The organism is Paenibacillus sp. GYB006, assembly GCF_036577645.1.
GTDB lineage: Bacteria > Bacillota > Bacilli > Paenibacillales > Paenibacillaceae > Paenibacillus.
This window is the reverse complement of sequence record NZ_JARBDA010000002.1, coordinates 22,526-38,034: the sequence shown is the minus strand read 5'-3', so window position 1 is coordinate 38,034 and position 15,509 is coordinate 22,526. Positions and strand designations below refer to the sequence as shown.

The window sequence follows — 15,509 nt, the reverse complement described above, 5'->3', positions numbered from 1 at the left end:
TCACATACTTGTGAACTTGTCGCCTGAGTTTCTCTTCCAAATGGTTAGCCTTACGGTCATCCATGGTGATCATCTCCTTTTGGTGACGGGATATTATCTATTAACCTTCTACCTAGGGTTTGAAACAATTCATTCCACTTTTTTAAGAAAAATAAAGGTTTGGTCTGCGATCTTCAAAAACCGGAATTCTTCCACGTACTTCGTCTACCAGGGCCGGATCAATCGTACCCGTAAGAATCTCCTCTTGATCTCCACCTTCAGTTACAATTTCCCCCCACGGGTCAATGATCATGGAGTGTCCAAAAAAAGACGTATCTTTACTAACGCCAACACGATTGCAGGATACCACATACATCTGATTCTCAATTGCTCTGGCCATAAGTAAGGTTCGCCAGTGATGCAAACGTGGATGCGGCCATTCCGCCGGCACAAATAACACCTTTGCCCCAGCTAAGGCAAGCGTCCTTCCAAGTTCAGGAAAACGGATGTCATAGCAAATCGAAGCTCCGGCAGTCCAGTTACCGTCAAAACTGAAAGTAATCGGCTCTTCTCCGGATGCAAGGTACTTCTCTTCATCCATAAGCCTAAATAAGTGCATTTTTGCATAACGTGCTACTTCTTTTCCTTCTTTATTAAATACGTACATACTGTTATAAATCTTTCCATCCACGATTTCAGAAATAGAACCTGCCACAATATTCACTTTATATCGAGCAGCATATTCTTGCAGCCACTCTCGTTCCCTCTTTCCATGCTCGTCAGCCAGTTCATGAATCTCTGTAAGTGCATATCCTGTGTTCCACATCTCAGGCAGTACAATGATATCCGTATTCGGACTCTTCTTCATCGCCTGCTCTATAAGCTCTTGCATATGTTTACGGTTAACATCTGGCTTTCCAATCTGAATATCACTCTGAAGCAGTACAATCTGAACGGATGAATTTTCCGCTTTTTCCGATACATCACTAATCTCACGATTCAAGTTTGTCATCATCTATTCTCCTTTTACACTTCAACCAGATTCATATAAAATAAGTTCATCCTATCATAGACGTTTTCTTCCAAATCATACAAGTCATCTATGCGAATTCCATCTATACAGCTAGGAAAAATCATGATAGATTTATAATACTTTTTACTATGATGAAACCGGAGTGATGAAATGAACTCTTCTCATGTTCAGCCTGCAAAGTCCAGATTTACGATCGAACCTGCTGAGATTATGAATCATCTGCCTACTCAGTTTTTTGCTACGCTTGTTCAGAATGTAAACCGTGAGATCATGGCAGGACATGATGTCATTAATCTGGGACAAGGAAATCCCGATAGACCTACTCCAAAGCATATCGTATCTTCCTTGCAAGAAGCAGCGGATAATCCGCTTTATCATAAATATTCACCATTTAGCGGCTTTCCCTTTCTAAAAGAAGCGATTGCTCACCGTTATAAAGAGGATTATGGTGTTCAGCTCGATCCTGAAACGGAAGTAGCCATTTTGTTTGGAGGAAAAACAGGACTTGTAGAACTTCCACAAGTTCTACTTAATCCCGGGGATGTGTGTCTCGTGCCCGACCCTGGTTATCCTGATTACTGGTCCGGAGTCGCTCTTGCCAAGGCAGAAATGTCATTTATGCCGCTGCTTGCGTCTAATGACTTCCTACCTGATTACAGTGCGATTTCAGAGCAAGATGCCAATAAAGCAAAACTGATGTTTCTCAATTATCCGAATAACCCGACAGCTGCCATTGCTCCAAGCTCTTTCTATGAAGATACGGTAGAATTTGCGGCTAAGCATGGTATTATTGTTGCAAGTGATTTTGCCTATGGAGCTATTGGTTTTGACGGACATCGTCCTATCAGTTTTTTAGAGACACCCGGAGCCAAAGAAGTAGGCGTTGAATTCTACACTTTATCCAAAACCTATAATATGGCAGGATGGAGAGTTGGTTTTGCTCTCGGAAATGCTGAGATTATTAAACTTATTAATCAACTACAAGACCATATGTATGTAAGCTTATTCGGAGGCATTCAGGCAGCCGCGCAGACGGCACTGACTTCTTCTCAGCATTGTGTAACTGAACTTGTGGCCCGCTATGAATCTCGGAGAAATGCGCTATTTAGCGAACTCGGAAATATAGGATACAACGCAAAAAAACCAGGCGGTTCCTTCTTTAGCTGGCTTCCTGTGCCTAAAGGCTATACTTCCGCATCGTTCGCTGACCTTTTGCTTCGAGAGGCAAAAGTAGCTGTAGCACCAGGCATTGGTTTTGGACAACATGGAGAAGGATACGTCCGCGTAGGACTGCTGAGTGATGAAGAAAGACTGCGGGAAGCAGCGAGACGAATCGGAAAGCTCGGGTTGTTTTAGGAATACTACAAAATCTACGCTTATTTCTCTTTGCAACGGTCTATCTTCCGTGGTATCCTATCTGTAATTTAAAATCGTAAACGTGTTGACGGGACCAGTAAGAAACCTCCTCCGTGTTCAGAGAGTAAATTCCAGAGGCTGAAAGAATTTACCACGGACATTTCTGAAACCTACCCCTGAGCGGCCTAACTAAGAAAACAGGACGTTTCCCTTAACGTTATAAGGTCTACGAGTTGGATGATCTAGATCATCAACAAAGGTGGTACCGCGGAAGATTTAACTTTCGTCCTTTGCATTACAAGGACGAAAGTTTTTTTGTTTTTCTAAAAGAACCACTTTCATACTATCTGCCCTTGCATCAATGAAGAGTATATTTATTTTCAAATTCATTAAATAAATCATGAAATTCATTCAGTTAAAAAGGAAGTGAATACAGGCGTGTCTTCTCGCATTGTTATTAAAATTGGAAGCAGTTCTTTAACCACGGACACAGGCTCATTACATAAAGAAGCCGTTGCATTCTTCGCAGCTGAGATTGCTGCACTCCACGCCGAAGGCCATGAAGTTCTTCTTGTCACTTCTGGAGCAGTCGCTGCTGGATTCGGTCACATTGGATACACATCCCGGCCCAAGCTGCTTCATGAAAAACAAGCGGCTGCGGCTGTAGGGCAGGCTCTTCTTATGCAAGCATATCAACAAGCTTTTGCGGGTCATGAAATCAAGACAGCACAAATCCTGCTGACAAGAACCGATTTCCTAAACCGCAAACGGATGGGAAATGCCATCATGACGATTGATGAGCTGTTAAAACAGCGAGTGATCCCTATCATCAACGAAAATGACACAGTATCTGTTGACGAGCTGAAATTCGGGGATAACGATATGCTGTCAGCGCTTGTAGCTGGATTTATTAAAGCGAGTAAGCTCCTCATTTTAACGGATACCGATGGACTATATACTGCTGACCCCCGGAAACAGGCCGATGCAGTCAAATATGACCGAATTGATGAAATTACGGATGAAATCTATGCGATTGCTGGCGGAAGCGGTTCTGCCGTCGGTACAGGCGGTATGCGTTCCAAAGTTGATGCAGCCAAGGTTGCTACTAGAGGCGGAGTCCCCGTCTTTGTAGGGCGTGTCCTGGAACAGGGGGACATGAAAGCAGCTTTTTATGATAGAGGAAAAGGTACCTATTTTGATACACGCCTAAATTCTCTGCCTCGTAAAAAACAGTGGCTTGGATTCATGTCATCCCCACTCGGCTCTGTACAGGTCGACCTAGGAGCAGAAAAGGCATTGCTTCACGACGGTCACAGCCTGCTCCCTGTAGGGGTACAAGAAGTCCAAGGTCATTTCCAAGCCGGTGATGTCATCGAAGTTATTAATGTAACAGGTGATATCATCGGACGCGGTATCGTAAATTACGATGAAGAACAACTGCGCATGATTAGAGGACTTTCAAGTCAGGAAGTTCTCAAAAAACTTGAAGGAAACATGAGTCGTTTGGAAGTGGTTCATCGAGATGAATGGATTACACTGAAATAACGGATGAATGTTCCCATAAACTTTTTCTACTTAAAATTACCTAAAGGAGTGAATTTAAATGAGTGAAGTACAAACGAAAGCATTAGAGGCTAAGGAAACGACCGCAATACTAGCAAGTCTATCCTCTGACGTTAAGAACGCAGCCCTTCTTGTCATGGCAGATGCACTGATTCAGGAGCAGTCTTCTATAATTGAAGCCAACAAGCTCGATCTTGCACGTGGTGAGGAAAACGGTACTCCTGCTGCCATGCTTGATCGCCTCAGCCTGAATGAAGAACGGATTCACAGTATTTCAGAAGGACTTCGGCAGATTGCTGAGCTGAATGATCCTATTGGAGACATTCTCGAAGTCATTCATCGCCCTAATGGTCTTCGCATCGAAAAGGAACGCGTTCCGCTTGGACTGATTGGAATCATTTACGAAGCTAGACCCAATGTTACGGTAGATGCAATTGGACTAAGCCTCAAGACGGGAAATGCTGTGGTGCTGCGGGGCGGCTCCTCTGCTCTTTCATCAAACCAAAAGATTGTAGAAGTATTAAAACAAGCGCTGAAATCTACTCCGGTTCCATCTGAAGCGATCCAGCTGATTGAAGATTCAAATCGTGCTTCAGTAAATGAAATGTTAAAATGCAAAGGTCTGCTCGATGTCATTATTCCACGAGGCGGCGCCTCTCTCATTCAAAATGTAGTTGAAAATGCGACGGTTCCTGTTATTGAAACGGGTGCTGGAATCTGCCATACCTATATTGCAGCGGACGCTGATGAGCAAATGGCTACCGATATTGCTCTTAATGCAAAAGTGCAACGTCCATCAGTATGCAACTCAATGGAGACACTTTTAATTCATAAGGATTATGGAAATGAGAAAATTGTAAAGCTGGCGGAAGCATTTCAAAACTCTTCTGTTGAGCTTCGCGGTTGCCCTGCCTTTGTTAAGCTTGTTCCATGGGCTGTACCCGCTACTTCGGCTGATTACAGTACAGAATATAACGATTATGTACTTAATGTGCGGATCGTTAATGATCTAGGGGAAGCGCTGGATCATATTGCGCAGCATAGTACGATGCACTCCGAGTGTATTGTCACTAAGGATGAGGCTACCGCGGCGAAGTTCATGCAACAGGTAGATGCAGCAGCCGTCTATCACAATGCATCAACACGTTTTACGGATGGTTTTGAATTTGGTTATGGTGCAGAAATCGGAATTAGCACGCAAAAACTGCATGCACGCGGACCTATGGGTCTTCCTGCACTAACCTCAACAAAATATCGTATTTACGGAACTGGACAAATCAGACAATAAAATTACAGAGGGTCAGGAGGAATTAGATCTATGAGCGGAATTCGTACACTCATTCAGAAAAAAGTAGCTTTTTACGGAGCTGGGTCTATGGCAGAAGCTATTGCAAGAGGGCTCATATCAAGGGGTGTGCTCTCTCCTTCCTCCATCACCATGATGAACCGCAGCAATAGGGAACGACTTCAGGAACTTGAAAATAAATATGGTGTCATTACGGCATGTGAAACGGCTGCCAAAGAAGATGTACTGCAAACGACGGATGTCATTGTCCTTTCAATGAAACCCAAAGATGCAGCAGAAGCTCTCCGTTATCTAGGACCGCTTCTATCGCCAGGGCAACTCGTGGTGTCGGTTATAGCCGGCATGACTATAGAAACAATGCAGACGTTGCTTGGCAAAAAGCATCCCGTTGTCCGCACGATGCCAAATACGTCCAGTACAATTGGACTTGGTGCAACCGGAATCGCTTTTTCAGAAGAAGTTAGTGACGAAGATCAGCATTTAGTCCGTACTTTATTTGAAGCCGTAGGCATTGTCACGATCGTCGATGAATCTACAATAGAAACCTTAACTGGAATCTCGGGAAGCGGGCCTGCCTACATCTATTACATGATGGAAGCCATGATCGAAGCTGGTGTAAGGGGCGGACTCACTTCTGAGCAAGCTCGTGATTTGACGGTTCAGACCGTACTTGGTGCAGCTCGAATGGTACAGCAAACGGGTGAAAGTCCGCAAGATTTACGCAAAAAGGTAACTTCCCCTAATGGATCAACAGAGGCGGCTATTGGTGTGTTAGCTAAGGGCCATTTCAAAGAAACTGTTCATGCTGCGGTGGATCGCTGTGCAGAGCGTTCCCGGGAAATGGGCAATGCCTTGAAGGAGGAAATCAATTGAGTTATTGTACAGCAACGTACCGGATTTACGATGATAAAGCGAATTTTCACAAAAAGGCAGAGTCTATTGCCGTTGGTATGACAGTGGGAAGCTGGACAGAATTACCGGAAGCAAAAAGAGACGCAATGAAACAACATTTAGGACAAGTGCTTGAAGTTAAGGTCCATGAACCTGAAAATGCGAAGTCCGGAGAACGCTACGGAGATGTTACGATCGCTTATCCCGATATAAACTTTAGCAGGGACATTCCGGCACTGCTCGTTACCGTATTTGGAAAAATATCAATGGACGGCAAAATTAAGCTCATGCAGCTCGGTTTCTCCGAAGCTTTTGCCTCTCATTTCCCTGGTCCAAAGTTTGGTATACAAGGCGTACGTGAACTTCTAGGTGTACCGAATCGGCCGCTTTTGATGAGTATTTTTAAATCTGTTATCGGTCTCAATGCTTCAGAACTGCGCGAACAATTCTTACGTCAAGCACTTGGCGGTGTCGATTTAATTAAAGATGATGAAATCCTTTTTGAGAATGAACTGACTCCCATTGAAAAACGAGTGGAAGTATGTATTCGGGCTGCGGAAGAAGCAAGCAAAGAAACCGGTAAAAAATTGCTTTATGCGACGAATCTGACCGGTCCGACTTCCCGTCTGCATGAGCAAGCTCGAAAAGCGATTGACGCAGGCGCTAACGCTCTTCTCTTTAATGTACTATCTTACGGGTATGACGTCCTGCACGAACTGAGTAAAGATCCAGAGATTACAGTACCGATCATGGCCCATCCAGCCCTTGCCGGTGCCTATTATCCTTCTCCTTATCACGGTATCTCTGCTTCCGTCCTGCTGGGTCAGCTCATGCGTCTTGCGGGGGCAGATCTTGTCCTTTTCCCTTCACCTTACGGTTCAGTAACGATGCCGCGGGAAGAAAATATGGGAATTAAAGAGCAGCTGTTAACCTCAGCACTGCCAGTAAAACAAAGTATGCCTGTACCGTCTGCGGGCATCCATCCTGGGCTTGTTCCGCTGATCTTACAAGATTTCGGTACGGATGTCATTGTTAATGCAGGCGGTGGAATTCACGGTCATCCGATGGGTACAGAAGCCGGAGGACGTGCATTTGTTCAAGCTATTGAAGCAGCACAGCAAGGGATTTCACTTTCAGACTATGCTTCTGCCCATCCTGAACTTGCAAGTGCCCTGCAGCTTTGGGGAGGAGAAAAATAAGTGAGTAAAAAAACAGTCATATTCTGCGATTTTGACGGAACGATTACGCTATCCGATAATATCGTAGCCATCATGAAGCATTTTCAGCCTGCCGGTTATGAGCCGATTATGAAAGATATAGTCGATCAGAAAATTTCTTTACAGCAAGGGGTAAGCGCACTGTTCGGTCTCATTCCTTCTAAGCAAAAGAATGAAGTGATCGAGTTTGTTCTTGGGCAAGCAGGAATTAGGGATGGCTTTGCCGAGTTCCTTAGCTATGTACGTAAAGAAGGTATCGAGTTTTATGTAACGAGCGGCGGAATGGATTTCTTTATTGATCCCCTGCTTGCTCCATTTGGAATTCCAAAGGATCATGTTTATTGTAACCGTGCTGATTTTACGGGAGATCATATTCAGATCCTGTGGCCTCATCCTTGTAAAGCCCCATGTACGAATGATTGTGGAATGTGTAAAGCAACTATTATGCGTAATTTCGATCCTAATTCTTATGAACGTATACTCATCGGTGACAGTCTCACCGACTTCCAAGGTGCTAAAATTGCTGACCTAGTGTATTCTCGTTCGATCTTAACGAAGAAATGTGAAGAACTGCAGGTTCCTCACGTACCGTTTACTACTTTCTTCGATATTTTAAAAGACTTACAATCGAAACGCGCTCAGGAGGCAGTAAAATGACTTTTTCAGATATCACCACAGAAGAAAAAAACCGTGTTCTCTCCGAACTAGCCGATGTAAAAGATGACTTTGCAAAAAGAGGCTGGTTTCCCGGCACCAGCGGAAATCTTTCCATGCGTGTTGGAGATTTTGATGCTGAACAGTTCCATTTTGCAGTTACCGCCAGCGGTAAAGATAAAGCAGCTCGCACACCCGAAGACTTCCTCTTTGTAGATAAGGATGGAAAAGCTTGCGAAACAACGAGCTTAAAACCGAGTGCGGAAACTTTAATCCACTGCGAAATTTATCGCTTAACTGGATGCGGGGCAGTCTTTCATGTACATACCGTGTTCAATAACCTGATCAGTGAATATTACGGAGATCAAGGTCATGTACCTATCCAAGGGATCGAACTGATTAAAGCTTTTAACATCTGGGAAGAGAATGCTGCTATTGAGGTGCCTGTTCTTCCTAATTACGCGCATATTCCTTCCATTGCCGAGCTGGTACCTGGTGTGCTTCAAGAGAAAGTTCCTGGGATTCTTCTTCGCAATCACGGCATTTATGTATGGGGAAAGAACGCGTTTGAAGCGAGAAAGCATCTTGAGGCGTTTGAGTTTTTATTTGAAGTGATGTACCGCGGACTTTTACTTAAAAAATAAAGCATAGAAAAAACCGTAGAAATGCCTAATTCGGCAAATCTACGGTTTTTTATCATTTGACCCAAAGGATACAATACGAGTCTACAACTCTCTGTCTTGATAAGGAGATAGATCCATATCACGCTCAAGTTCTCTGAGCAGACGCTCTCCTTCATCCTCTTTCGGTTTTGGAGAAAATAGTAGCTTTAGCCCGCCCCCGATCAAAAGCAATGATACCACGATCGTGTTCATATAAGACTCCAAGACGTAGAAATAATGAAAGGGTTTAAAATAATTTTCCAGCTCCGGAACTACCAGTCTCAGTAAAATATAATAAACACCTAGGAATAACAAGGCTGCACCGATCCATCGCTGATAACGCGTCCACGCTTCAACCACCGGTTTATCATATAAGGGTTCTCTGCCGTACTTGCTTGCCTGCTGAAGTCCGTCAAAGAAACTATAGAACCAGATAACTGGGATTAGAAAGAGAAAGAGGGACAAATTCAGCAAGTCCAATATATAAATACTCCCTAAAAATATCACCATAAGCTGAAGACCTCTTTTTTGAAGCCCCAGATACATCTGACCTGCCCCAGGGAAAACCGCAAGTAACGTAGCGATCACTTTACTCCGCTTTCCATGACTGCGACCATGTTCAATCTGCTCGAACAATGTCTTATCTTCTAGGATTTCCCCCGCTTGTTTGCGATGTACATGCTGAACCGCGTCAAACATACAGTACAGCCACATCACCGGCAGTAGAAGCAAAAAAAGAAGTATAACTCCTTCCCCCGAAATAGCCGCCACGAATAGCAGCATAATAGCGAGTCCGAAGAAACCGATTAGAAAGGATAATCCGCGTTGCAATAGTCCCATGTGCAAGTGTCCGAGCCCTGGTACGAACGATAAGAGAATCGTAAAGAATCGTTCGCTTTCTTTCCCTTTTCCCTGATTCGGATACACATACCCTTCGTGCGGTGGAAAACCAAAAGGAGGTTCCATTCCAGGTCCTTGATCGTGCTGCATGCCGTAAAAGGACTCATTAGGGTTTAAGTTTGGATCTACTGCGGGTCCCATTTGCCCGTACGCCTCAGCATTTGGAACATAGTTAGGATAACCCGGCGGATATGGAGAATGTTCGGGTGCACGAAGCAGTTTAAAAACCAGACTAAACATACTGACCATCCATAGAAAGGCAGCCCCTAGTAACAAAACTAGAGCAAACTCCATTTCATTTCCGAGAGCAGCTAAAAAAGCCAATCCTACTATTCCAAAAAATAGGAATCCATAGATAAAACCCTTTACCCGGCTCTTATAATAATAATGTCCGAGCCCCGGCACAAAGTTAAGTAAAAAGGCAAGCAGTTTACTCCTGTCTTGCTGTATATTCATCTCATTGTCTTCCTTTCTTAAATCGAATGTATATCTATTCATTACGGTTTAGGCTTTAACGTATCTAGCCAGCCAGTCGCCTTTTTCACCATAATCTCACTATAAGGTGTTGTTGCTAGGGTCTCGCTCTTGTATATATTTCCAGGTGCTAACCGGTCAAATACACCTGTAGATATAAAAATCACCGTTATCGAAGCAGCTACCGTATAGTGAATCATTTTATGACTGAGGAGATGCTGCCACGGAAGCTTACCCGATTTCTTCTTTCTTTTTTCACTTCTCACAGAAGAGTCAACCTGTTTCATAATCTCCTTGGTAAATTCTCTTTGATTAGGAATCTGCGGGAAAGTAAACGTCTTGTTGTTTTTTTGATGAGCCAAACCTTCGTTTTGATTCAATAACTGAAGAGACATCAGATAGGAGGCGAGCGCTTCTTCATCAGTAAGGAGCTGCTCATCTATCTCTTCTCTCTCCGCTTGGGTTAGTGTCCCTTTGATATAAGCCGTAAAGCGGTCCTCATTTTGGTTATTCACGCCATTCTTCCTCCTTCCAATGCTGCCTTATCCATATTCTCGCTCGGTATAACCTGGATTCTACGGTTTTCACAGCAATACTGCATTCCTCCGCTATCTGCTCATAATTGTTTTCTTTTAGGTAATAAAGAATGATAATATCACGATACTTGGGAGGAAGCATTCTGATTTTTTTCAGCAGTTCTTGTTTCTTTTCTTTTTTAATCAATTGATACACCGTATCCGCCTGCCGGTCAGGTATATGTATTACATCGTTCTCATGTCCCGTCTCGGTTACCACTCTTCGGCTCACTTTTCTCTTCATATCAATCGCCTTATTTAGTGCAATTCGTGTAATCCAAGTCTTAAATCCTTCCGATCGGTACTGGGGGAGAGATTTAAAGATTTGAACGAAAGCTTCCTGTGCGGCATCCTCCGCATCCTGAACATGATGAAGAACAGAATACGTAACTTGAAAAATATGTTTACTATATTGATTAATAAGTTCACGGTATTTCGCATGATCTCCTTGAACAATGTCTTCAATCAATCTTGCTTCATCAATGGTCTCTCTCCTCCTTCCCCATATAAATAGACGTATGAACGAAGCGCATCCCTGCAAGTTTCATATAAAATAATTAAATTTTCTGAATTCGATCAACCTTTCATTTCTATTATCGCGAAAAGAGCGAAAAAAGGCACCCCTTATAAAGGAGTGCCTTATATTAACCTATATAATTAACGTCCACCACTACGGAAGCGGGCGGCGTATGCTTTTACATCCTCGGTTGTCTTAACCCTATTGCGGCTCCATTCCAGTAATATACGATCAATATATCTGAAATGTACTTTCCCAGCAAACACAGCTTCCTTCAGAGCAAGCAATATCAACTCTTCAGGGTATCGATCCTGATCGATCCAGCCAGAGATCGTTTCATATTCCATGGGAGATAGAGGTCTGCCGAACTCATTCTCAAAAATCCGAAACATGTTACGTTCTTCGACTTCTTCCATCGTTTGTCTTGAATTCTGCTGATAAGGTAATGCTGCTGATTTTCGAGCAACCGCTGGAGCAGATGATTCTTCTTGAAGACATTCCGCAAGTTTTACATATAATCCAAGCACATTATACCGCTCATATTGTATGCCACTCGCTTCATCCAAATCTTCGTCTATACTAACAAAACCATCTCTCATCAGCCTTTGCAAGCCACGAGCAACCTGTTCCGGCGGTATGTTCATTCGAACTGCCAATTCCTCCAGCGTTGGAAAATCATTTCCTTCCAGCTGTTGAAATGATATCAGATGTTGAATTAGAAGCATCTCTCCATCTGACAAACCAAGCCGGGTGTAATAACGGAGCAGTGCATAAGGGAGCTGAACACTCCCCATAGACATCCCGTAAGCAATACCTTTCACCCATGTACCCTCACCTGGTTCGCTCATTAACATACCTCCTACGATCCTTACGGATAAAGACGATACAGTGTGCGTGGGAATGGGATCGTTTCACGTACATGATCAAGTCCGCAAATCCAAGCTACTGTACGTTCAAGTCCAAGACCAAATCCGGAGTGAGGAACAGATCCATAGGTGCGAAGATCCAAGTACCACTGATAAGCTTCACGGGAAAGATTATGTTCTTCAAAACGCTCTTCCATCAGTTTCGGATCGTCAATACGCTGGGACCCGCCGATAATTTCGCCGTATCCTTCCGGTGCGATCATGTCTGCACATAATACCACTTCTGGACGGTTCGGATCTGGTTTCATATAGAAAGCTTTAATTCCTGCTGGATAGTGAGTAATGAATACAGGTTTGTCGTATTTTTCGGCAATCGCTGTTTCATGAGGAGCACCAAAATCTTCACCCCACGGAATATCAAAACCTTCTCCTTGCAGGAATGTAATTGCCTCATCATACGTAATACGCGGGAATGGAGCTTTGATATTCTCGAGTTTGGAGATATCACGGCCGATGCTTTCCAGCTCTTTACGGCAGTTTTTCACTACCGACTGTACTACATGTGAAATGAACTCTTCCTGAATACGCAAGCTTTCTTCATGATCCACAAATGCCATTTCCGGTTCAATCATCCAGAATTCAATTAAGTGACGGCGAGTTTTGGATTTTTCTGCACGGAAAGTAGGACCAAAGGAATACACTTTACCAAGAGCCATTGCAGCTGCTTCCATATAAAGCTGACCGCTTTGTGTCAGGTATGCATCCTCATCAAAGTATTTGATGTGGAACAGGTTGGTTGTTCCTTCAGCAGAAGAAGGTGTCAGGATCGGAGGATCTACAATCGTAAATCCATTGGTATCAAAATACTCCTGAACTGCGCGGATAATTTCCGCACGGATCACCATAATTGCACGCTGTTTGTTAGAACGAAGCCACAAGTGGCGATGATCCATCAAGAAATCAACACCGTGTTCTTTCGGCGTAATTGGATAATTTTCAGTTAAATGAATAATTTCAATTCCTGTTACCGTAAGTTCATATCCAGACTGGCTGCGCGGCTCTTCACGAACCACCCCTGTTACATAAAGTGAACTTTCTTGGGTAAGACTTTTGGCGTTGTTCCAAATTTCTTCAGAAACTTCACTTTTCACCACAACCCCCTGGATATAGCCTGTACCGTCGCGAAGCTGTAAAAATTGAATTTTACCGCTGGAGCGCTTGTTATTGATCCAAGCACCGATCGTTACTGTCTCTCCAACGTGCTTGCTGACATTGCGAATGTCACTTTTCGTGCTCATTCCGATCTCTCCCTGCTTATATAATATTAATTATTGAGTTGCTCCTACAATACGATGTGTATCGCGTGCAATCACAAGTTCTTCATTCGTTGGAATCACAAGAACCTCTACTTTAGAATTTGCTGAAGAGATACGGCGCGGTTCACCAGAACGGATTTTATTCAGCTCTTCGTCTACTTCAACACCAAGATAAGTAAGCTGCTCAAGAACACGCTGGCGAAGTACAACGGAATTCTCTCCAACCCCTGCTGTAAAGACGATCACATCAACACCGTTCATCGCTGCAGCATAGGAACCAATGTATTTACGAAGACGGTACTCATACATATTGAAAGCAAGTGTAGAGTTTGGCTCACCGTTCTCCATTCCTTCTGTAATCTCACGCATGTCGCTGCTGATACCGGAGATGGCAAGCAGTCCACTATGTTTATTAAGCATCGAATTTACTTCGTTAATCGTAAGTTCTTCTTTGTTCATCACATAAGGTACAATCGCTGGATCGAGATCACCACTGCGTGTTCCCATCATCAGACCTTCAAGAGGAGTCATACCCATCGAAGTATCAACGGAAACCCCATTCTTCACTGCTGTTAAGCTGCCCCCGTTACCTACGTGACATGTAATGATCTTCAGGTCTTCGATCGGACGATTAAGGAATTCAGCAGCTGCTTTACTTACAAAATCGTGGGAAGTACCGTGTGCACCATAACGACGTACTTTGTACTTGTTATAAAGAACACGTGGAATAGCATACAGGTATGCGTGTTCAGGCATCGTTTGATGGAATGCAGTATCAAATACGACAACCTGCGGAATACCCGGCATATTTAGCTCTGCTGCGTTAATTCCCATCATCGCAGCTGGGTTATGAAGCGGTGCAAGGTCGATCAGACGACGGATCTCAGCTTTTACTTCATCCGTTACGAGAGCCGATTCTTTAAAAGCTTCCCCGCCGTGTACTACGCGGTGACCTACTGCTTGGATTTCTGAAATCGAGCTCATTACACCGTGAACTTCATGAGTCAATTTATCCAGCACTTTACGAATAGCAGTTGTGTGCTCAAGAATTTCGCTTACTTCTGTAACTTCTTCTTTACCTGTTGGTTTGTGATTCAAGATTGAAGAATCCATACCAATCCGTTCTACAAGTCCTTTTGCCAGAACAGATTCATTCGTCATGTCATATACTTGGTATTTCAGAGAAGAACTCCCTGAATTGATAACTAAAATTTTCATACTCGATCACCATCCTTGTCGTACTTGAAGAAGCCTTCTCCTGTTTTTACGCCGAGTTGTCCAGCGCGAACCATTTTCTTCAGAACAGTAGACGGTCTATACTTCAGTTCACCAAACTCGCGGAACATCCCATCAAGCGCTGCATGAACAGAATCAAGTCCGAAACGATCCGCCATTTCAAGCGGTCCATGTTGGAATTTGTAACCAATACGTACTGCTTCATCGATATCTTCTGCAGAAGCAACTCCCTCTTCAAGTAGATGAAGAGCCTCGTTAATGTGAAGGCAGATCAGACGAGAAGTAACAAATCCAGGAGACTCATAAACCATGATCCCTTTTTTGCCAAGCACTTCTTCTGCAAACTGTTTTGTAGCATTGAACGTTTCATCAGAAGTTTTAAGACCACGAATAATTTCAACCATATCAATGCTGGAAACCGGATGTGTCCAGTGAAGTCCGATCATACGTTCAGGAGAATTAGTGGCACCTGCAAGCTCAGTTAAGCTAAGAGTAGAAGTATTACTAGTCAGAATAATATCGTTACCAATGACTTCTTCCAGTTTTCTAAAGAGAACTTTTTTCTCTTCCAGATCTTCTGTAATGGTCTCTATGATCAAATCACAAACAGAAAGTTCCTCATAACTTGTCGTTTTATGGATTCTTGACAAGATTAATTTCTTCTCTGCTTGGGTGATAGCCCACTTCTCTAATTTCTTATCGAGTCCTGTTTCAATCATTTCTACTGAATGATCTAATTTCTCAGGGGTTTGTTCTACGAGCAAGACGTCGAGGCCTTTGGCTGCAAGCATTTCTGCTATACCTTGGCCCATTGTACCTCCGCCGATAACTCCTATTTTTTTAAACAACATGGTTACTGCTCCATCCCTTTCTTGGTCTCTAGTAATATTTTGTATTCTTCTTTGTCGAAAAATACATTTTATGACCCAACATCTAATAATATCTTAGCACGAAACAAAAGTAA

15 protein-coding genes and 1 other annotated feature are annotated in these 15,509 nt (G+C 43.4%); of the genes, 7 read left to right on the top strand and 8 right to left on the bottom strand.

All coding sequences use genetic code 11. The annotated features are described in order from the left end of the window. Positions 1-142: 142 nt before the first annotated feature. Complete coding sequence (locus tag PV403_RS05645) at positions 143-991, bottom strand: carbon-nitrogen family hydrolase (protein ID WP_213529500.1); 849 nt, start codon at positions 989-991, stop codon at positions 143-145. Positions 992-1,162: 171 nt separating this feature from the next. Here PV403_RS05645 and PV403_RS05640 point away from each other — a divergent pair, with 171 nt between their 5' ends. From PV403_RS05640 to PV403_RS05610, 7 genes are all read left to right on the top strand, one after another. Beyond that, the gene (locus tag PV403_RS05640; protein WP_332083820.1) at positions 1,163-2,368 is read left to right on the top strand and encodes a pyridoxal phosphate-dependent aminotransferase; all 1,206 of its coding nucleotides are present in this window, start codon (positions 1,163-1,165) and stop codon (positions 2,366-2,368) included. A gap of 76 nt (positions 2,369-2,444) precedes the next feature. Then, positions 2,445-2,662: a binding site (T-box leader), on the top strand. A gap of 144 nt (positions 2,663-2,806) precedes the next feature. Beyond that, the gene (proB, locus tag PV403_RS05635; protein WP_213530222.1) at positions 2,807-3,913 is read left to right on the top strand and encodes a glutamate 5-kinase; all 1,107 of its coding nucleotides are present in this window, start codon (positions 2,807-2,809) and stop codon (positions 3,911-3,913) included. A 58-nt stretch (positions 3,914-3,971) separates the two neighbouring features. Beyond that, positions 3,972-5,219 (top strand): glutamate-5-semialdehyde dehydrogenase, encoded by a 1,248-nt coding sequence (locus PV403_RS05630; protein WP_332083819.1) that lies wholly within the window; start codon positions 3,972-3,974, stop codon positions 5,217-5,219. 30 nt (positions 5,220-5,249) lie between these two features. Beyond that, entirely contained in the window at positions 5,250-6,110 is an 861-nt protein-coding gene (gene proC / locus PV403_RS05625; protein WP_332083818.1) for a pyrroline-5-carboxylate reductase, read from the top strand. Beyond that, positions 6,107-7,327: a 2,3-diketo-5-methylthiopentyl-1-phosphate enolase gene (locus PV403_RS05620; protein WP_332083817.1), complete on the top strand. Its 1,221-nt coding sequence runs from the start codon at positions 6,107-6,109 to the stop codon at positions 7,325-7,327. The genes proC and PV403_RS05620 overlap by 4 nt, the downstream gene beginning before the upstream one ends. Then, on the top strand, positions 7,328-8,002 hold the full coding sequence (locus PV403_RS05615) for a 2-hydroxy-3-keto-5-methylthiopentenyl-1-phosphate phosphatase (RefSeq protein ID WP_213529509.1): 675 nt from the start codon (positions 7,328-7,330) through the stop codon (positions 8,000-8,002). Next, positions 7,999-8,643, top strand: a complete 645-nt coding sequence (locus PV403_RS05610; protein WP_332083816.1) for a methylthioribulose 1-phosphate dehydratase — start codon at positions 7,999-8,001, stop codon at positions 8,641-8,643. Before PV403_RS05615 ends, PV403_RS05610 begins: the two co-directional genes overlap by 4 nt. Before the next feature lie 81 nt (positions 8,644-8,724). Here the strand turns inward: PV403_RS05610 and PV403_RS05605 are convergent, their stop codons facing one another. From PV403_RS05605 to PV403_RS05575, 7 genes are all read right to left on the bottom strand, one after another. Beyond that, entirely contained in the window at positions 8,725-10,017 is a 1,293-nt protein-coding gene (locus PV403_RS05605) for a multi-tm2 domain protein (RefSeq protein ID WP_332083815.1), read from the bottom strand. Between the two features lie 41 nt (positions 10,018-10,058). Next, on the bottom strand, positions 10,059-10,550 hold the full coding sequence (locus PV403_RS05600) for a hypothetical protein (RefSeq protein WP_332083814.1): 492 nt from the start codon (positions 10,548-10,550) through the stop codon (positions 10,059-10,061). Beyond that, positions 10,543-11,079 (bottom strand): RNA polymerase sigma factor, encoded by a 537-nt coding sequence (locus PV403_RS05595; RefSeq protein ID WP_249716826.1) that lies wholly within the window; start codon positions 11,077-11,079, stop codon positions 10,543-10,545. Before PV403_RS05595 ends, PV403_RS05600 begins: the two co-directional genes overlap by 8 nt. 188 nt (positions 11,080-11,267) lie before the next feature. Further along, on the bottom strand, positions 11,268-11,975 hold the full coding sequence (locus PV403_RS05590) for a DnaD domain-containing protein (RefSeq protein WP_213529512.1): 708 nt from the start codon (positions 11,973-11,975) through the stop codon (positions 11,268-11,270). 20 nt (positions 11,976-11,995) lie between these two features. Then, complete coding sequence (gene asnS / locus PV403_RS05585) at positions 11,996-13,291, bottom strand: asparagine--tRNA ligase (protein ID WP_213529513.1); 1,296 nt, start codon at positions 13,289-13,291, stop codon at positions 11,996-11,998. A 30-nt stretch (positions 13,292-13,321) separates the two neighbouring features. Continuing rightward, entirely contained in the window at positions 13,322-14,527 is a 1,206-nt protein-coding gene (locus PV403_RS05580; protein WP_213529514.1) for an acetate/propionate family kinase, read from the bottom strand. Continuing rightward, complete coding sequence (locus PV403_RS05575; protein WP_213529516.1) at positions 14,524-15,396, bottom strand: 3-hydroxyacyl-CoA dehydrogenase family protein; 873 nt, start codon at positions 15,394-15,396, stop codon at positions 14,524-14,526. Before PV403_RS05575 ends, PV403_RS05580 begins: the two co-directional genes overlap by 4 nt. Positions 15,397-15,509 lie beyond the last annotated feature (113 nt).